The organism is Domibacillus sp. A3M-37 (genome assembly GCF_024213455.1).
Lineage (GTDB): Bacteria > Bacillota > Bacilli > Bacillales > Domibacillaceae > Domibacillus > Domibacillus tundrae.
In genome coordinates this window covers 434,538-454,079 of the sequence record NZ_JANAVL010000002.1, presented here as the reverse complement: position 1 = coordinate 454,079, position 19,542 = coordinate 434,538, and the positions used below count along the sequence as shown (strand labels likewise).

Genomic DNA, 19,542 nt, shown 5'->3' with positions numbered 1-19,542 from the left:
TCCTTTTTCTTTTTAAAGTGCAGCTTGCAGGTTACGTACAGCCTGCACAATCTCATTGACAGACGCTTCAACAACGTCGCCTGTTTTACGAACTTTAATCTCGACAATGCCTTCAGCCGCTTTTTTTCCAGCAGTTACACGGATTGGCAAACCGATTAAATCACTGTCTGTAAACTTAACACCCGCCCGTTCAGCGCGGTCATCAAGCAGGACAGTTATACCGGCTGAACGCAATGCGGTATAAATATCATCCGATGCTTTTACTTGCGCCGCGTCTTTCACGTTAACCGGAATCACATGCACATCAAATGGTGTTAAATTCACCGGCCAGACAAAGCCGTTTTCATCGTTAAATTGTTCTGCGATCGCCGCAACAATACGGGATACACCGATACCGTAGCAGCCCATAATCATCGGCTGTGTCCGCCCGTTTTCATCTAAATAAACAGCATTCATCGCTTCACTGTAACGGGTGCCGAGTTTAAAAATGTGGCCAACTTCAATGCCTTTAGCAAATTGAATTGTTCCTTCACCATCTGGAGACGGGTCGCCTTCTAAAATAAAGCGAAGATCAGCAAATTCTGTTACGTTAAAGTCGCGCTCCATATTGGCATTCACATAGTGCCACCCGTTTTCATTCGCGCCGCAGACGACGTTTACCATTGAATGAACGGCATTATCGGCTAACACTTTTACATCGTCAGGGAGGTCAACCGGTCCAAGCGATCCAAACGTGGCACCGAATAATTTAGCCGCTTCTTCTTCCTGGGCCATTTCAACCGTTTTCGCATTCAGGACATTTTTTAATTTAATATCGTTAATTTCATGATCACCGCGCGCTAACACAACAACCATTTCATCATCAACGTTAAAAAGGAGCGTTTTAATGCACTGTTCAGCTGAAACATTTAAAAAAGCGCCGACGGATTCAATCGTTTTTGAGTCTGGTGTTTCTACTTTTTGAAGCGGCTTTTGCTCTTCACTGCTTTTTTCGTGAACGGTTACAACAGGGGCCATTTCGACATTCGCCGCATAATCAGATGTATCTGAATAGGCAATCGTGTCTTCCCCAATTTCAGACAGTACCATAAATTCATGAGTGTCTTTTCCACCCATCGCGCCCGAATCGGCAATAACAGCCCGGAAGTTCAATCCGCACCGGCGAAACACATTAGAGTATGCTTCAAACAAGCGGTCGTATACTTCATCTAAACTTTCCTGGGATGCATGGAATGAATAAGCGTCTTTCATCACGAATTCACGGCCGCGAAGCAAGCCAAAACGCGGACGCTTTTCATCACGAAACTTTGTTTGAATTTGATACAGGGTTAAAGGCAGACGCTTATATGATTTAATTTCGTCCCGGACAAGTGACGTAATGACTTCCTCATGTGTAGCGCCGAGTGCGAAGTCCCTCGAATGACGGTCTTTTAGGCGCATCAATTCCGGTCCGTACGTCTGCCAGCGTCCGGATTCCTGCCAAAGCTCTGCTTGCTGCAGTGCTGGCATTAACAATTCAACCGCTCCCGCATCGTCCATTTCTTCACGAACGATGTCTTCTACCTTGCGGAGCATTTTTTTCCCAAGCGGCAAATAGCTGTATATACCGCTCGCATTTTGCCGAATAAAACCGGCACGAAGAAGGAGCTGATGACTTTTTACTTCTGCATCAGCCGGCACTTCCCGCATCGTTGGAATTAACGTTTTGCTTTGTTTCATTCAATCGCACCTCAACTAAGATCATAATAATTTACTATAAAAAGAACCGCTGAATGTCGTTCCACGTAACAACAATCATTAACAGCATGAGCAGCGCAAATCCGACAAAATGCACCATGCCTTCCATTTGACGGTCCACTGGTTTTCCCCGCACCGCTTCATAAAGGAAAAACATGAGGCGTCCGCCATCAAGGGCAGGAAGCGGCAGCAAGTTCATAATCCCTAAATTAATACTTAAGACGCCTGCCCATTTCGCCAAATTCATGATGCCGGATTGGGCAACCGTATCGGTCGACACATAAATGCCAACAGGTCCTGACAGCATATCAATGGAAAATTGACCGGTCACAATCGTGCCCAGCAATTCAAAAATAAGCTTTGTCCAATTGTACACTTCTTTTGCTCCGTACGTAAATGAACCGACAATAGAATGTTCAAACGGACTATATACACCAATCCGCCCGAATGTTTTTCCTTCCGCTTCTTCTGCAGAAGGTGTGACTGGCACCGTTAACTGGTCTCCTTCACGGTCAATCGCAAACGTCAATTCCTTTTCCGGATTTTCCTGAATGACGGTAACAATTTCTTCCCAGGATGCCATGCTTTCTCCATTAATAGAAACAACACGGTCTCCTTCTTGCAAGCCGGCTTCAACAGCTGGCCCTTCATTAATGACTTCACCGAGTTCCGGCTCATTCGTCGGAATTCCTTGAATCATAGCCAGCACGACAAAGATAATAAAAGCAAGAATAAAGTTAAACAGCGGTCCCGCAAAAATGGCCATTGCCCGCTGCGGCAGCGTTTTTGAATTAAACTGACGGTCATATGGTGCAATTTGTGTGCTTAACTGGTCTTCTGTCATAAGCGCTTCACGATGAACAGGATAGGTTTTTAATTCCTCTTCCCCTTCTTCATAACCACTGATCGTCAAGCCATGTTCAAGATCTGCTTTTTCAACCTCAATGATGCGTGCATCTTTAAAGCGGTCTCGGCCGTTTACAATAAGGTTAACAGCCTCTCCTTGAGTATTAAACACAACGCCGATTCGCTGGCCGGCTTTTAATTCTGTCATTTCCGGGTCTTCCCCTGCCATTCGGACATACCCGCCGAGCGGAAGAAGTCGAATGGTATAAACGGTTTCCCCTTTTTTGTGGGCAAATACTTTTGGCCCGAACCCAATTGCAAATTCACGGCATAAAATGCCTGCCCGTTTGGCAAATATAAAATGGCCCAGCTCATGGAAAAAAACAAGCGACCCAAATATAACGATAAACGCTATGACGGTATTCAAACGTTTCTAACCACCTTTTTTATGATAAAGTGAAACTTCTATCCGAGGAAGGTCACCCTCCTCGGATGGTTAGTTGAACTAATCGGACCTTTACGGGCAGTTAATATCACGCCTAGTTTCTTTGCTTCCCATCACCTTGAGGCGTGAGGATCTTACTGCCCGTTAAGTGTGGGGTAAAAGTGAGCGTACTGTCGCTCTTGCCTGTGCATCTGCTTCCAAAATGGCGCCAAGTTCTGGTGATTGCACAGTTGAATGGCTTTCCATTGCCCGCTCCACCAGTTCTTCAATTTGAAGAAATGAAAGCTTTCGATCTAGAAAAGCAGCAACTGCTTCTTCGTTCGCCGCATTCATAACTGCCGGCATCGTTCCGCCAGTTCTTCCTGCCTCATAAGCAAGATAAAGCATGCGATACCGCTCCAAATCCATTTCTTGAAAATGAAGCTGGCCGATTTCCGCTAAATTTAACACTTTTGTATCCGGGAGCGGCAGCCGGTCCGGCCATGTCAGAGCATATTGAATCGGAACACGCATATCAGGCGAACCGAGCTGAGCCATAACCGAGCGATCATGGAACTCAACCATGGAATGAATGATGCTTTCCCGATGTAAAATAACATCAATCCGCTCATATGGCAAGTTAAACAGCCAATGTGCTTCAATCACTTCAAGCCCCTTATTCATCATTGTAGCAGAATCAACTGTAATTTTCGCGCCCATTGACCAGTTTGGATGATTTAATGTTTCTTCTACTGTCACCTGTTTCAATTCTTCCCGTTTTTTATCGCGGAAGCTTCCACCTGAGGCTGTTAAAATGAGGCGGCTTATGTTTTTTTCCTGTTCACCTTGCAGGCTTTGGAAAATAGCCGAATGTTCACTGTCCACCGGCAATAAATGAACTCCAGCTCTTTTTGCAGCCGCTGTGACAATATGACCGGCTGTCACGAGTGTTTCTTTATTTGCAATGGCGATATTTTTCCCTGCTTCAATCGCTTTTAATGTCGGCTCAAGTCCGACACTGCCAATCACTGCATTGACGAGTGTATCCGCCTCTGCATGAACAGCCACCGCTTCGAGCCCTTCCTTTCCATACAGAACCTTTACATGCGGGAAATTCGATTGTAGACGATCCGCTGCATCTTTCTCCAAAACCGACACAAAGGCAGGATTAAATTCACGAATCGTCTTTTCCGCAACGTGTTCATTCCGTCCTGCGGAAAAAGCGGATAATCGAAACGAATCCGGATGCTGACGGATAATGTCAAGTGTCTGCATTCCGATAGACCCGGTCGCCCCTAATAAACTTATCGTTTTCAATACATCATCCTCCTACAATAATTGAAGCATATGTAACAATGGAAATACGAAGAGCCAGCTGTCTGTCCGATCTAAAACGCCTCCGTGCCCGGGCAGCAGTTTACCAGAGTCTTTTACGTTACAATGACGCTTCAATGCCGATTCAGCTAAATCGCCAATTTGCCCGGCTACAGAAAGAATCGCGGCAGCAACGAGTACCCATACAGCCGGTGCATTAAAGTCAAGGATGAATAAAAAAACAGCAGCGACAAGGACAGCCGAAGCAATCCCGCCGTAAAATCCGGCTACCGTTTTATTTGGGCTGATATCCGGCCAAAGCTTTCGTTTTCCAAATGAACGGCCAATGAAATAAGCACCTGAGTCTGATGCCCACGTAATAAGCAGGGCAAAAAACACAAACGCGATGCCCGCTTCTCTCGTTTCGATCAAATAAGAGAAGCCAAAGCCAATGTATAACGGCAGCAGGACACAATAACCTGCGTCTTCAAACGTAAAATGATTTTTTGTAATGACCGTATTCACAAGAAAGAATAAAACAAATAAAACAAGGTATTCCAATTTTCCCAGCCCTAAAAAGGACCATACCTCTGCCCTGCTCTGAGGTATGAGCATAATAAAACAAAGCAGTATTGATAAAAAACCCGGCATTGAAAAAACAGGGATTTTTTTCATTTTTAATGCTTCCATCACCGCAGCCGTGGTCATTATATAGATAAGAAGAATAAATGGCAGACCACCAAGCAGCACAATTGGCAAAAATGCGGCAGCCGCAATAATTCCTGTAACGATTCGTTGTTTCATTTCAATTAATCCTCCACCATTCCATTACGACAAACCGCCAAACCGCCTTGATCTCTTTTGATAAGAAGCAATTGCTTCAAGCAAATGTTTTTCAGAAAAATCTGGCCATAGAACGTCCGTAAAGAAAAATTCAGTATAAGCTAGCTGCCATAACATAAAATTGCTTAACCGGTGCTCTCCACTCGTCCGAATCAACAGATCCGGTTCCGGCAAATGGCTGGTCATTAAATAACGGGAAATGGTTGCATCCGTTACCTCCTGCTCAGATAATGTTCCTGCCCTTACATCTTGGATGATCGAATTTACAGCCTGGACAAGTTCGGTGCGGCTGCCATAATTTAATGCGAAATTAAGAATAAGTCCGTCGTTTCCAGCTGTTCGATTCATCGCATTTTGAACAGCTTTTTTTGTATGTTCAGGCAGCTGCTCTATATCACCAATCATTTCCACCCGAACATTTTCTTCTATCAATTCAGGTAAGAACGTAGAAAGAAATTCTTCTGGTAACTTCATTAAGAAATCAACTTCCAGCTTAGGCCGTTTCCAATTTTCTGTAGAAAATGCATAAAGCGTCAGCACATTGACGCCGAGCCGATTTGCGGATCTCGTAATTTCTCGAACGGTTTTCATTCCCTCGTTATGGCCGGCAATACGGGGCAAGGCTCTTTTTTTTGCCCAGCGGCCGTTTCCGTCCATAATGATGGCAATATGTACAGGGATACCTTCTTCAGAAATCACAACATCTTCTGTATTTTTTGATTGCCAGAACCACTGTTTATGTGCCATACAAAATCCCCCATATCGCTTCTTCCAACCTATTTTACCATACATACCGATTTCGTAGTAAGTGGAGCAATAAAATCCAAAAAAAGAAACCCTCCTGCCAGCAAGAGGGTTTGCTTTTTACACTTCCATGATCTCTTGTTCTTTTTCTTTGGCAATCTCGTCCACTTTGCGGATATAATCGTCCGTCTGCTTTTGAACATCTTCTGTATAGCCGCGAAGATCATCTTCAGTCAGATCGCCGTTTTTTTCGCTTTTTTTCAAGTCGTCATTTGCATCGCGACGAATGTTGCGAATCGCCACTTTTGCCTCTTCAGCTTCTTTTTTCACGAGTTTCGCCAGCTCTTTCCGGCGCTCTTCTGTTAAAGCAGGGAAATTCAAACGGATGATAGAACCATCATTTGATGGCGTTAAGCCAAGATCCGATTTCATAAGCGCTTTTTCGATATCTCCCATAGACGATTTATCGTATGGGGTAATAGTGAGCAATCGTGCTTCCGGAATATTAATAGAAGCAAGTTGATTGACCGGTGTAGGCGTTCCGTAATAATCAATCGTTATCCGGTCTAACACATTCGCACTTGCCCGCCCGGCACGGATAGAAGCAAGCTCACGGTTAAACGCTCCAATGGCTTTTTGCATTTTTTCTTTGGACTGGTTCATAATTTCTTGAGACACCTTATTTCCCCCTTACCGTTGTTCCAATATTTTCACCTAATACTACACGTTTAATATTGCCTTTTTGCATAACAGAAAATACAACTAACGGAATATCGTTATCCATACATAAGGAAGAAGCTGTAGAGTCCATCACTGCAAGCCCCTCTTTAATAACATCCAGGTAAGACAGTTCTGTGTATTTCACAGCATTTTTGTCTATTTTTGGATCTGCACTATAGACGCCATCCACATTGTTTTTTGCCATTAAAATCACTTCTGCTTCAATTTCAGCAGCGCGTAATGCGGCTGTTGTATCAGTCGAGAAGTAAGGATTTCCTGTACCTGCAGCAAAAATGACCACACGCCCTTTTTCCAAATGACGAATCGCGCGCCGGCGAATGTACGGCTCTGCAATTTGGCGCATTTCAATGGATGTCTGTACACGGGTTTCAATGCCCAGCTGCTCTAAGCTGTCTTGCAGGGCCATCGAGTTCATAACGGTTGCCAGCATGCCCATATAATCCGCTGTTGCCCGGTCCATGCCCATTTCACTGCCGATTTTGCCGCGCCAAATGTTGCCACCGCCAACAACAACTGCTACTTCAACACCCAGTTCGCTTACTTCTTTTACTTGTTCAGCAACAGATTGAATGACAGTTGGATTAATTCCAAACCCTGCCTCACCTGCTAATGCTTCACCACTTAATTTTAATACAACGCGTTTATACTTGGGCTGGCTCATATAGACCTCCATCTGTAATGTACATGAAATCCCTCACCAAAAGCGGTAAGGGATTCCACTTATTCCTTTCCGGCTGGCGGATACGGAATCATTATTTTTTCACTTGGTTCATAACTTCTTCAGCAAAGTTTTCTTGACGTTTCTCTAAACCTTCGCCAACTTCATAGCGAATGAATTCAGTCAATGTCGCACCTTTAGATTCAAGGAATTGACCCACTTTTTGATCCGGATCTTTAACAAAGCCTTGATCCAAAATACATACTTCTTCAAAGAATTTGCCAAGACGGCCTTCAACCATTTTCGCAACGATTTTTTCAGGTTTTCCTTCGTTTAATGCTTGTTCTGTTAATACTTTGCGTTCACGCTCTACTTCTTCTGCAGAAACTTGATCGCGTGAAACATATTTCGGATTTAGTGCAGCAGCATGCATCGCAACGTCTTTCGCTGCAGCAGCATCTGTTGTGCCTTCAACAACGGCTAAAACGCCAATGCGTCCGCCCATGTGAAGATATTCACCAAAAGCAGCGTTTTCGCCTTTTGTGCGAATTTCAAAGCGGCGAAGTGTGAGCTTTTCCCCGATTTTTGAAATGGCTTCACTAATATAAGTGTCAACTGTTTTGCCGTTTTCCATTGTTTGCTCAAGCGCTTCTTCTACAGAAGCCGGCTTGTTAGCAAGAAGGTGTGCTGCAATTTCTTTTACAAGCACTTGGAAGTTTTCGTTTTTCGCTACGAAATCTGTTTCCGCGTTTACTTCAAGAAGAACAGCTGTGTTGCCTTCGCTTGTAATATATGTTGTACCTTCTGCTGCAATACGATCCGATTTTTTCGCCGCTTTTGCAATTCCTTTTTCACGAAGGTAATCAATCGCTTGATCCAAATTACCGTCTGTTTCAACAAGTGCTTTTTTGCAGTCCATCATGCCTGCGCCTGTTTTCTCACGAAGTTCTTTTACCATTTGTGCAGTAATAGCCATTTTTGTTCCTCCTTTGAATATGTAAGGCCGCTTTTTGCGGGTTCATCTTTAATTTCTTTAAAAAAAGGTGATAAGGGTATCCCTCTTATCACCTTTATCTGTTTGATTACTCAGCTGCAGCTTCTGCAGTTTCAGCTTGTTGCACTTCTTCTTGAGCAGCTTCTTCAGCAAGTTCTTCGCCTTGTTTCGCTTCAAGAACAGCATCAGCCATTTTACCTGTTAGAAGTTTAACCGCACGGATTGCATCATCATTCGCTGGAATCACGTAGTCGATTTCATCCGGATCACAGTTTGTATCAACAATTCCAACGATCGGGATGTTTAATTTACGTGCTTCTGCAACAGCGATACGCTCTTTGCGTGGATCGATGATGAAAAGCGCATCCGGAAGACCTTTCATATCACGAATACCGCCAAGGAATTTCACAAGACGCTCATGCTCTTTTTTAAGCTGAACAACTTCTTTCTTTGGAAGTACATCGAATGTACCGTCTTCTTGCATTTTTTCAATGTTTTTCAAACGTTGTACACGTTTTTGGATTGTAGAGAAGTTTGTAAGTGTACCACCCAACCAGCGTTGGTTTACATAGTATTGACCTGAACGTTCTGCTTCTTCTTTCACAGAATCTTGTGCCTGTTTTTTTGTTCCCACGAACAATACTTTACCACCGTCACCGGCAACTTCTCTTACAAATTTGTACGCTTCTTCCACTTTGCGAACTGTTTTTTGAAGATCAATGATGTAGATCCCGTTACGCTCCTGGAAAATGTACTTCTTCATTTTTGGGTTCCAACGGCGAGTCTGGTGACCGAAGTGAACGCCTGCTTCAAGCAATTGCTTCATTGAAATTACTGACATGTGTTGTTTCCTCCTGTTTGGTTAAATTTCCTCCGCCTTTCTCGTTTTCAGCCAGCTTCCGTCAAGAACGGCACCAGTTGGCGAATCAAAAGGCGTGTGTATTAACACCGTTAGTTACTATATCATATTCACTATTGCCCCGCAACTATTTTTGTTCAATTTTGTTAAATTTAAGCGCAAGCTTTACTTCCGTCATGCCGACATGCAGCGCTTTTGCTATTTCTTCGTCTGTCATTCCTTGTTTTTTCATTTCACCCATTTGCAGTGCAAGCGGCATATCTGCCTGTAGTTCTGTTTCTTCTTTAGCAGATTTCGCCCCAGCATATGCTTTTGCTGCTGCTTTTCGCGATGTAAGTGGTGGTAAAAGCTTGTCTTCATGTTCAATCTCGACAGGAGGTTTTACTTTTTTTATCGGTGCTTCTTTTGTTAACTGGGCAATGAACTGTTCATTTTCTTCTTTTATTTCCATTAAAAAAGCCGTCATCATCTCTTCCATTTCCACTGCGGTCTGCTTCATTTTTTTCTCTGAATTATGCAGCTTGTTCTGCCGCTGAAAAAGGATGATCAAGGCGAATAAACTCATCGCATGAATTAAAAAAGAAATCGTGATTAAAAATGTTGTCATACGTCCCTCTCATCCGCTGAAGTCGATTTGCTGCCCCTTATATGGATGCGCATACGCCTTCTTTTGCTGTTTCTTTTTTCGCTGCTGTTCCCCTTGCTGCTTTTCAGGGTTAGACTGGCTAATTTTTCAGCAGCTGCTGCTTTAGTTTAAAAAGTGCTTTTGAATGAATTTGAGAAATACGTGATGTGGAAAGGTTCAGTACTTCACCAATCTCAGTTAACGTGAGCTCTTCTTTATAAAAAAGATCAATAACAAGCTGTTCTTTCTCTGTCAACTTCTTAATTTGAGCTGACAATTCCTCAATTTGTTCTTGTTTTACTACTTCTTCCTCCGGCGTTTTCGTCAGCTGATCTTTTAAGACAAAGCCGGCTCCTTCCGGCTGATCCTGGTCTTGAAGCTGCTCATCCATTGATAGTATATGAGCGAAAAAATGTTCTGCCATCGTGTCTTGCACGTCCTCGATAGAAAGCCCAAGTTCTTCCGCTACTTCATCGGGTGTAACAGCCCGTAAATATTTCTGCTCCAGCTTTGAAGAAGCAGCTTCAATTTTTTTCGATTTTTCCCTTGCTGCTCTTGGGAGCCAGTCCTCTTTTCGAAGTCCATCTAAAATGGCTCCTCGAATGCGAAAGGAGGCATATGTGTCAAACTTTAAATCCCGCGACGGCTCAAATTTCAGAAGGGCGTCATAAAGACCTGTCATTCCATAGCTCGCCACTTCTTCTCTGCTCACTGTTTTCGGGAGAGCAGCGCCAATACGCCGGCAATGAAACGTAACGAGCGGCATATAACGGGCAACGAGGACATCCCCATCGTCCGGATGCTGCTCTTCTTTCCACCTCTCCCATAATTTCTGCTCATCCTGGGGCATTTGTTTGGCCATCTAATCTCTCCTCCCAGCGTAATAAATGACAGCACGTTGCAAGTCTTTCTTTTATTTTAAAGAAAAGTCTCCTTCTTGCCAACAATATACACAAAAAAGCAGCGGAATGCTTGCCGCTGCTGTAATTAAATCGTTTGTTCACCTTTATCCACAGTTCGAATATGAAGCAGAGAAGTGGACGGGTTAAATTCAATTGTCCGACCGCTGCTGCCGCCGGTATCTTCCGAAAAAATCGGGATACGCGCCGCTTGAAGCTGCTCTTTGACAGCGGCTACATTTCGGGGACCTATTTTCATTAAATCAGTCCCGGATTTAAATTGAAACATTTGAGCACCACCGGCTATTTTTGCTTTTAAGCGGACCGATCGCGTGCCGCGTTTTTCCAGTTCCTTAATGAGCGCCTGAATACCGGTATCCGCAAATTTCGCTTTATTTTTTATATCTGCTTTGGCAAGGCTTGAATCCGGAAGCATAACATGCACCATACCGGCAATCTGAATCAATTCATCGTACAGAACAACACCCACACAAGAGCCGAGTCCTGACGTTCTAATCATGTCAGGCGGCTTTACAACATTCAGATCGGCAATACCGACTTTTACGATTTCGCCCGTCTTATTTACCATAGCCAGCTCCAAGTGCTTCGAACAACACCGGAAAGGAGTCGGGTGACAGAAGAAGAAAAAAATGACCTTTTACAATTTCCACATTCCCTTCATCCATTTCCGTTAAAATGGTGTCAATGACAATTGTATAATCACTGTATTGAGAGATTTCAAGCAGTCCGTAGCTAATAATGGCTCCAAACATATCAACAGCAAGTTCGGGTACAGATGGCTGCAGCTTTAATTGTGTAAAATCACCTAGTGCGGATAAATAGGAACCAGATAAAATATTGCCCATTTCCTGCATAGCGGAAAAGCCAATATTATGGGCATTGCGATCATGAAACGTAAACGATTCATCGTTCATTAATTTTTGAATAAAGCGGTTTGCTTCTTCTACTGTCAGCATAAAAAACATATTGCCGCCTGCTTCTCCTTCAATACCAAGGCTGACACTAACGACTTCTTTTTCAGAACCACCTGTCAACTCCATCATTTCTGCAAAAGGAACAATCCGGACGTTTGGCACTTTCATATCAATTTTTCGGTTTAATAGGGTAGAGAGGGCTGTAGCAGCATGACCCGCCCCTATATTGCCGACTTCTTTTAAAATATCGAGATGAATGGGCTGAATTTTATCAATGTAGTTCATAATCGGCCGCCTTTATTTAAAAATCTTTTGTAGACTTAGCATAATCAGCAATCTTTTGTCGAGCTTAGCCACGCCGGTTATATATTCATCTCCGAGTGAGCCAACTACTTCAGGCTGGGGCTCAATAGCATCAACTGGAATATCAAGTACATCATTTGCACCGTCGACGATGAGCCCGACTTCTATATTGTCGAGGGCCGCAATAATAATGCGGGTCGAATCGTCATATTGTTCATCTGATAAGCCAAATCGACTGCGCAAATCAATAATCGGTGTCACAACACCACGCAAATTAATGACTCCTTTAACAAATGAAACAGTTCCTGGCACACGTGTAATATGCATTAATTTTTCAATCGAGTACACCTGATGAACTGGAAGTGCATATTCTTTATCTATCAATTGAAAAGCAATAACTTTTACTGTTGTGGATGCATGAATCTCACTCACTTTGTGCACCTCCCCTTATTTGATCAGCGCATTACAGTCTACAATTAGCGCTACTTGTCCGTCACCTAAAATAGTGGCACCGGAAATGGCAAAAACGTTTGATAAATAGTTCCCAAGCGATTTCAGTACGACTTCTTGCTGACCAATAAATGAATCAACAACTAAACCAGCCATTTTCTCGCCTTTACGAACAATCACAATCGAATAAAAGCGGTCGTCTTCCTCTTGATGAGGTACGGAGAAAATATCTTCTAAAAACAGAAGAGGAACCACTTTTCCTCTAAAATCAATGACTTGCTGATTGTGCGCGTTTAGCACTTCTTCTTTTTTGACAATAGCTGTTTCGATAATAGAGGAAAGCGGAATCGCATACTTTTCTTTTTCCACTTCCACGAGCATAACGGAAATAATCGACAGTGTCAGTGGCAGTTGAATAGAAAAAACAGATCCAGATCCTTCAACGGAATCAATTGTTATCGAGCCGCCTAAAGATTCAATCGTCGTTTTCACCACGTCTAATCCAACGCCTCGTCCAGACAAATCAGAAATGACTTCAGCGGTTGAGAATCCCGACGCCATAATTAATTCAAAAATTTGACGATCCGTCATTCCAAGTGCCTGCTCTTCCGTTACAATACCTTTATCCAGCGCCTTTTTCAGTACTCGTTCTTTATTAATGCCTGCGCCATCATCTTCAATTTCAATGAAGACATGATTACCGCTGTGATAAGCTTTTAGCTTTATTGTTCCTTCAGCCGGCTTTCCTTTGGCAAGACGCGCTTCCGGCATTTCAATTCCATGATCACCCGCGTTTCGAAGTAAATGGACGAGCGGGTCACCAATCTCATCAATAACGGTACGATCAAGCTCCGTTTCCGCACCAATGATTTCTAAATTGATTTGCTTGTTCAAGTCCCTTGACAGCTGGCGAACCAGTTTTGGAAAACGGTTAAAAACGGTTTCAACGGGTACCATCCGCATATTTAGAATAATATTTTGCAAATCTCCTGAAATACGTGACATGTGTTCCACTGTTTCATTTAATTCGCTGTGATTCAGTTCTGCCGAAATGGACTCAAGACGCCCTCGGTCAATGACGAGCTCTTCGAACAAATTCATTAAAATATCGAGACGCTCAATGTTCACACGAATCGTTTTGTTGGAAACGGGCTGCTTTGATGATTTTACTGCACGTTTCTCTTCTTCAGCTGGCTGAATTGTCTCTTTTTCTAGTACTGGATTAGTCTGTTTGGCTTCAGGAACAGCCCGTTGTACAGAAGTTTTTATTTCCTCCTGGGTACCAGATACAATTTCTGTAATACGAACATGCTCTACTTCGGAGACTTTTTTTGTTTTTGCATGAATATCTTCTACGGGTTCTTGTGTAATTAACGTGACTGTGAAAGTTTCATCAAACTTTTCTTCTTCCAGCTGATCTGAAGAAGGAACAGACTTGATTACTTCTCCACACTTTTCGAGTACTTTAAATACCATAAAAACACGGGCTGCTTTAAGTACGCAGTCTGCCCGGAGTGAAACAGCCACCTCCAAACAAGTAAATCCCTGCTCTTTCGACTGGTCAATAACTGTCCATTCAAATTCATCGTATTGAAGGCTGTTTCCTGCTGCAGCATCTGCTGGCGCTTCAGGAACGTCTATTGCAGCTGCCGCTTCCCCTTGCTCAATGAGAAGAAGCTTCTGCACAATTTCAGCTACATCCCGCTTCCCATCGCCTCCTGCCGCAATATCTTCTACCATCGCTTCAAGGTCATCCACTGATGAAAAAACCGTATCCATTATGGCTAATGTGACAGATATTTGTTGATTGCGAATTGCATCGAGCACATTTTCAAGCTTGTGCGTTAAATTAGCTAAATCCTCATAGCCCATCGTAGCCGACATGCCTTTTAATGTATGGGCTGAACGGAAAATTTCGTTCACTATTTTGATGTTGTTCGGCTCTTTCTCCAATTGGAGTAAATGTTCATTCATTGCCTGAAGATGTTCTTTGCTTTCGTCAATAAAGATTTCTAAGTACTGATTCATATCCATCCGTGTTCACCTCTTATTGTATACGTGCTTAACAATAGCTGAAGCAATTTCATCGACCGGGACTACGTCATCGATAAGATGTGTCGCAACGGCTGCTTTTGGCATCCCATAAACAACACATGTTTCTTTCGCTTCCGCAATCGCATTAACAGTGCCGGTTTCTTTTAATTTAATCAGCCCTTCTGCTCCATCTGATCCCATACCCGTCATAATAACTGCCACTTTTTCAATATCATGGATTTCTGCCGCCGAACGAAACGTAGCGTTAGCTGACGGCCGATGCCCTCCCTCAGAAGCCAATTCATCTAATACTACAACAATAGACGTTCCCGTTTTTCTTAACCGTAAATGTTTTCCGCCTGGTGCGATATAAACTGTCCCATTTTGCAAAATTTCCCCGTCTTCGCCTTCTTTAACTCGGATATCAGACAGCGAGTCAAGTCGGTCTGACAGAGACTTCGTAAAACCTGGCGGCATATGCTGCACAACGATCACCGGTGCCGGAAGTGAACCAGGCAGCTTTGTAACTACGTGCTGCAATGCGCGTGGACCACCTGTTGATGTAGCAATTAAAACAAGCTTGTTCATTTTTTTTTCCCGTGTTTGGGAAAAAAATGTGTTAGTCACTGAATGCGGATTGTTAACCGGCGGCTGAATCGTCACCGGCTTTGCTGACAAAACAGGCTTCATGCTAATATTCGCTTTTGATGCAGCTAAGACTTTCTCAATAAGCACATCTTTAATTTTGTGAAGGTCTAACGAAATTGTCCCAGATGGTTTGGCGATAAAATCCACAGCACCAAATTCCATTGCTTTCAACGTTGTTTCAGAGCCTTCTTTTGTTAAGCTGGACAGCATTACAACAGGGCAAGGCTGTTTTTCCATAATCACTTTCAATGCTTCGAGCCCGTCCATTTCCGGCATTTCAATATCAAGAGTAATGACATCTGGTTGTAATTCTAACGCCTTTTTCACAGCATCTTGTCCATTACGTCCGAAAGCAATGACTTCAAGTTGAGGGTGTTCAGATAAAAACTCGGAAATTAGCTTTCTCATAAAAGCGGAATCATCCACAACGAGAATTTTTTTTGTATTCATTCGTGATCCCCTCTTTCTGTAAAGAAGCGGCGGAGCTTCGCAATAAAGCGGGGCCGGTCTTCAAGAATCGTTTCCGGCACATCAGCATATTGATGAACAATTTGCTGAAAAGATACCGAAATCTTTGTTTTCGGATAGGAGAGGATAAATGGATGTCCTATTTTCACAGCTTTTCTTACGTATGAATCTTCCGGAAGCGATCCAAGGAAAACAGGCGTTACGTTCAAAAAAGTTTCCATTGTACTCTTTAAGCGATTGGCTGTTTCTTGTCCTTCTTTCGTTGTCTCAACCCGATTGCAGACTAAGTAAAAAGATTTTTGACGATCGCGCATATAAATAAACTTGATCATGGAATATGCATCTGTCATCGCTGTCGGCTCAGGTGTTGTGACTGCCAGTACCTCATCTGCTGCTTCAAGAATATTCAAACTTTCTTTCGTGGCACCCGCACCCATATCAAAAAGCAAGAAATCATATTCTCCAGCAAGCGATTCAAGTGCTGAGATCCATTTTTCCTTATACGCTTTTTTCCATTCAAATAGCTGCGAGAAAGCGGAGCCTCCATGAATATAAGAAATGCCCTCAGGACCACCTTGAATTAATTGAACCATCGGGCGATCTTTTTCAAAAAAGTCAGCAATTGATAAAGATGTGTTGCCATTAATTAAATGATAAATATTACCCATCCCAATATCCATATCAAACAGCAAAACTTTTTTATTTAATTTAGCGAGCCCAATTGCCAAATTAACTGAAATGTTCGTTTTACCAACGCCGCCTTTGCCGCTGACAATCGCTAATGTCTTGGCATGTTTTTGATTCTCATGCGTTGGTCTTAATGACTTCTGCATCATTTTTTGGCGAAGTAATGCTGCTTGATCATTCATATTCTTCAGTCCTTAAATAAGCATTCTATTAGAATATCGTTTGATGATTCAATTAAATCATCTGGTACATTTTGACCATTGGTTATATATGAAGTACCGACTTTATAAGTATACATCAAATTTATAATTAAACCTTTTGTTTTTGTCTCATCTACTTTTGTAAAAATAAAACCATCCATTTTTACAGATGAAAAGTTTTTGATAATCTCATGTAAATCTTCTTCTTTTGCTGCCGCACTTAAAACAAGAAAGTAAGCTGATTCTTTTATACGCTGCCTGATAAAAGGCTGAAGATCCGCTACATATTGTCCTTCAAGATAATTTCGGCCCGCTGTGTCAATAAAGACACTTTCAAAAGAATCAAATTCTCGAATCGCTTGTTTCATATCCTCTTCGGAATAAGCAACGTTCATCGGAGCATTTAAAAGTCCAGCATAGGTTTTCAATTGTTCAATTGCTGCAATTCGATACGTATCCATTGTAATAAACGCTACTTTTTTGTTTTCTTCCAATACTTGCTTAGATGCAAGCTTGGCAATAGTTGTCGTTTTTCCAACTCCCGTCGGCCCAAGAAGGTAAAAATACTTTACTGTTTTTTTCTGATTCGGATTTATGGACGGCAGACAGTTCTTTAAATAATCAAACGCCCACTCTTTTGTTTGCTGTTCTGTCACGGCTGCTTTTTCTACGTTCCATTTTTCAAGCAAATAGGATGCCGTTTGATCGCGAAGCTCCCGTAATATGCCTTGTCGCTCTAACTGATCCATTACGGGCTTCATGGCGTCCGGATATAAAACAGGCGAAGAAGCAGATTTTTGCAGCTCTTGAATCATTTTTTTCATGTCGTTCATCTCACTTTTCAACTCTGCCGGCATCGTCAAAACCGGCTTCTGCTGGACAGGTGATAGGGCAATATCCGGCACATCGGCGACGAGTGCAGCGTTAGGATCAACAGCCGCTACAACTTCAATGTTTTTTTTCTTAAATAAACCTAAAAATCCGCCTGAATAAACCGTTTTTGATTGCAAAATAACCGCTTGGGCACCAAGTTCTGCCCTCACCTTTTTCATCACTTCCGGCATGGAAGAAGCCCGGTATTTTTTTACTTTCATTCGATTGTCACCACCCCTGTACTCTGCACTTCTACACTTGGTTCAAGTTCATTATAAGACAGTACTGGAATTTGTGGAAAATACCGTTCCAGCAGCTGTCGCACATACATACGAATAGCAGGTGAACAAAGGATCACAGGCGATTGCTGCATGAAAGATGCCTGTTCGACTTGCTGAGCTGTCGCTTCTAGTATGCGTTGTGAATCATTCGGGTCAATCGATAAATAATTTCCGTGTTCCGTTTGCTGCACGCCATCTGCAATTAACTTTTCAATCCGCCCTGAAAGCGTAATAACATTTAAGGACCCGCCTTCATCAGCAAATTGCGTCGTAATTTGACGGGCAAGCGCTTGACGAACGTATTCTGTTAATAAATCAGTATCTGATGTCATCTTCCCAAAATCAGCAAGTGTTTCAAAAATAATGGGCAAATTGCGAATGGATAAGTTTTCTCTCAATAATTTCGCCAGCACTTTTTGAACTTCACCCACAGACAACGGATTTGGTGTGACTTCATCTACTAAAATAGGATAGGTTTCTTTCAAATGGTCAATAAGCTGCTGTGTTTCCTGGCGGCCTAAGAGTTCGTTCGCATGTTTTTTAATCGTTTCTGTTAAATGAGTCGAAACAACACTTGGCGGGTCAACGACCGTATAGCCAAAAATCTCCGCCTGTTCTTTTGCTTCTTCTGTAATCCATTTAGCTGGAAGACCAAATGAAGGTTCAATTGTGTCAATACCTTCCACCATGTCGTCCTCTTCACCAGGACTCATCGCTAAATAATGGTCAAGCAGCAGCTCTCCGGCTGCCACTTCGCTGCCCTTAATTTTCATACGGTATTCATTTGGCTGAAGCTGAATATTATCACGAATCCGGACAACCGGAATGACAAGACCCATTTCAAGCGCCAGCTGCCGTCTGATCATCACAATACGGTCAAGCAAATCTCCACCTTGATTTGTATCAGCCAGCGGAATTAGCCCGTAGCCAAATTCAAATTCAATGGGATCCACTGTCAACAAATTAACGACAGATTCAGGGCTTTTCATTTCTTCTGTTTCCGTTTCTTCAACTGATGGCAATGAGTCGTCCACTTCTTCTTTCGGTGCACGTGAAATTCTATAACCACCAAAAGCAATACCAGCAGCAACCGGAATCGTCAAGATATCATTAATTGGCGTGGCAAGGCCCAGCAGAAAAATAGTTCCGGCTGCAATGTACAGCATGGACGGATAGCGCAAAAGCTGTTCAGTAATTTCTTCACCTAAGTTCCCTTTAGAAGCGGCTCGTGTGACCACAATACCGGTTGCGGTTGTAATCAGCAAAGCTGGTACTTGGGAGACAATCCCATCGCCAACAGTTAAAAGAGAATAACGAGCGGCGGATTCTGCAAACGATAATTCCTGCTGCATCATACCAATCACGATGCCGACAATTAAGTTAATAATGACCATGATGATTCCGGCGATCGCGTCTCCTTTAACGAACTTTGTTGCTCCATCCATCGCGCCGTAAAAGTCGGCTTCGCCGCTGACTTTTTCGCGCCGTTCACGCGCCTGTACTTCTGTAATCATGCCAGCATTCAAATCGGCATCAATACTCATTTGCTTCCCCGGCATAGCATCGAGTGTAAACCGGGCTGCAACTTCTGATACACGTTCGGCCCCTTTTGTGATAACAACAAATTGAATAATGACGAGAATGATAAATATAACCATACCAACGATTAAATTGCCGCCAACAACAAATGTGCCGAATGTCTCGACAACGCCCCCAGCTTCACCATGACTCAATATGGAACGCGTTGTCGACACATTCAGACCAAGCCGGAATAATGTCAATAATAAAAGGAGCGACGGAAACACTGAAAACTCCAACGCTTCTTTCATGTTCATGGAGATGAGCAAAACGAGAAGCGCAAGAGAAATATTTATGATGATTAGCACACTTATCAGCCATGTTGGCAACGGAACAATAAGCATGGCTACAATTAAGATGACGCTTAATAAAACTATGAGATCTCTTGCTTTCATTTTTTT

At 42.9% G+C, this 19,542-nt stretch carries 19 protein-coding genes; all 19 read right to left on the bottom strand.

The annotated features are described in order from the left end of the window. Positions 1-12 precede the first annotated feature (12 nt). The 19 genes from NLX67_RS06445 to flhA all read right to left on the bottom strand — a co-directional run bounded on the left by NLX67_RS06445 (position 13) and on the right by flhA (position 19,536). Positions 13-1,719: a proline--tRNA ligase gene (locus NLX67_RS06445; protein WP_254310760.1), complete on the bottom strand. Its 1,707-nt coding sequence runs from the start codon at positions 1,717-1,719 to the stop codon at positions 13-15. 34 nt (positions 1,720-1,753) lie between these two features. Beyond that, entirely contained in the window at positions 1,754-3,010 is a 1,257-nt protein-coding gene (gene rseP / locus NLX67_RS06440) for an RIP metalloprotease RseP (protein WP_254310759.1), read from the bottom strand. A 162-nt stretch (positions 3,011-3,172) separates the two neighbouring features. After that, positions 3,173-4,324 (bottom strand): 1-deoxy-D-xylulose-5-phosphate reductoisomerase, encoded by a 1,152-nt coding sequence (locus NLX67_RS06435; protein ID WP_254310758.1) that lies wholly within the window; start codon positions 4,322-4,324, stop codon positions 3,173-3,175. Positions 4,325-4,336: 12 nt separating this feature from the next. Continuing rightward, a complete protein-coding gene (locus NLX67_RS06430) occupies positions 4,337-5,125 on the bottom strand; it encodes a phosphatidate cytidylyltransferase (protein WP_254310757.1) in 789 nt (262 codons plus the stop codon). 24 nt (positions 5,126-5,149) lie between these two features. Then, a complete protein-coding gene (locus NLX67_RS06425) occupies positions 5,150-5,911 on the bottom strand; it encodes an undecaprenyl pyrophosphate synthase (protein ID WP_046179201.1) in 762 nt (253 codons plus the stop codon). Positions 5,912-6,028: 117 nt separating this feature from the next. Next, positions 6,029-6,571 carry a ribosome recycling factor gene (gene frr / locus NLX67_RS06420; protein WP_256519648.1) on the bottom strand — a complete coding sequence of 181 codons (543 nt, stop codon included), beginning with the start codon at positions 6,569-6,571 and terminating at the stop codon, positions 6,029-6,031. 16 nt (positions 6,572-6,587) lie between these two features. After that, a complete protein-coding gene (pyrH, locus tag NLX67_RS06415) occupies positions 6,588-7,310 on the bottom strand; it encodes a UMP kinase (protein ID WP_046179199.1) in 723 nt (240 codons plus the stop codon). 91 nt (positions 7,311-7,401) lie between these two features. Next, positions 7,402-8,283 (bottom strand): translation elongation factor Ts, encoded by an 882-nt coding sequence (gene tsf / locus NLX67_RS06410; protein ID WP_046179198.1) that lies wholly within the window; start codon positions 8,281-8,283, stop codon positions 7,402-7,404. Between the two features lie 106 nt (positions 8,284-8,389). Further along, a complete protein-coding gene (gene rpsB, locus NLX67_RS06405) occupies positions 8,390-9,142 on the bottom strand; it encodes a 30S ribosomal protein S2 (protein ID WP_046179197.1) in 753 nt (250 codons plus the stop codon). A gap of 145 nt (positions 9,143-9,287) precedes the next feature. Continuing rightward, the gene (locus tag NLX67_RS06400) at positions 9,288-9,767 is read right to left on the bottom strand and encodes a DUF6115 domain-containing protein (RefSeq protein ID WP_046179196.1); all 480 of its coding nucleotides are present in this window, start codon (positions 9,765-9,767) and stop codon (positions 9,288-9,290) included. Positions 9,768-9,885: 118 nt separating this feature from the next. After that, entirely contained in the window at positions 9,886-10,647 is a 762-nt protein-coding gene (locus NLX67_RS06395; protein ID WP_254310755.1) for a FliA/WhiG family RNA polymerase sigma factor, read from the bottom strand. 125 nt (positions 10,648-10,772) lie between these two features. Next, positions 10,773-11,273, bottom strand: a complete 501-nt coding sequence (locus tag NLX67_RS06390; RefSeq protein ID WP_254310754.1) for a chemotaxis protein CheD — start codon at positions 11,271-11,273, stop codon at positions 10,773-10,775. Beyond that, positions 11,263-11,904: a chemotaxis protein CheC gene (locus NLX67_RS06385; protein WP_254310753.1), complete on the bottom strand. Its 642-nt coding sequence runs from the start codon at positions 11,902-11,904 to the stop codon at positions 11,263-11,265. Before NLX67_RS06385 ends, NLX67_RS06390 begins: the two co-directional genes overlap by 11 nt. 12 nt (positions 11,905-11,916) lie before the next feature. Continuing rightward, positions 11,917-12,354, bottom strand: a complete 438-nt coding sequence (locus tag NLX67_RS06380; protein ID WP_046179192.1) for a chemotaxis protein CheW — start codon at positions 12,352-12,354, stop codon at positions 11,917-11,919. Between the two features lie 15 nt (positions 12,355-12,369). Beyond that, positions 12,370-14,406 carry a chemotaxis protein CheA gene (locus tag NLX67_RS06375; protein WP_254310752.1) on the bottom strand — a complete coding sequence of 679 codons (2,037 nt, stop codon included), beginning with the start codon at positions 14,404-14,406 and terminating at the stop codon, positions 12,370-12,372. 6 nt (positions 14,407-14,412) lie between these two features. Beyond that, a complete protein-coding gene (locus NLX67_RS06370; protein WP_254310751.1) occupies positions 14,413-15,504 on the bottom strand; it encodes a protein-glutamate methylesterase/protein-glutamine glutaminase in 1,092 nt (363 codons plus the stop codon). After that, the gene (locus tag NLX67_RS06365; protein ID WP_254310750.1) at positions 15,501-16,391 is read right to left on the bottom strand and encodes a MinD/ParA family protein; all 891 of its coding nucleotides are present in this window, start codon (positions 16,389-16,391) and stop codon (positions 15,501-15,503) included. The genes NLX67_RS06370 and NLX67_RS06365 overlap by 4 nt, the downstream gene beginning before the upstream one ends. A 5-nt stretch (positions 16,392-16,396) precedes the next feature. Next, positions 16,397-17,503 (bottom strand): flagellar biosynthesis protein FlhF, encoded by a 1,107-nt coding sequence (locus tag NLX67_RS06360; RefSeq protein WP_254310749.1) that lies wholly within the window; start codon positions 17,501-17,503, stop codon positions 16,397-16,399. Beyond that, positions 17,500-19,536 carry a flagellar biosynthesis protein FlhA gene (gene flhA / locus NLX67_RS06355; RefSeq protein WP_254310748.1) on the bottom strand — a complete coding sequence of 679 codons (2,037 nt, stop codon included), beginning with the start codon at positions 19,534-19,536 and terminating at the stop codon, positions 17,500-17,502. Before flhA ends, NLX67_RS06360 begins: the two co-directional genes overlap by 4 nt. Positions 19,537-19,542: the final 6 nt, after the last annotated feature.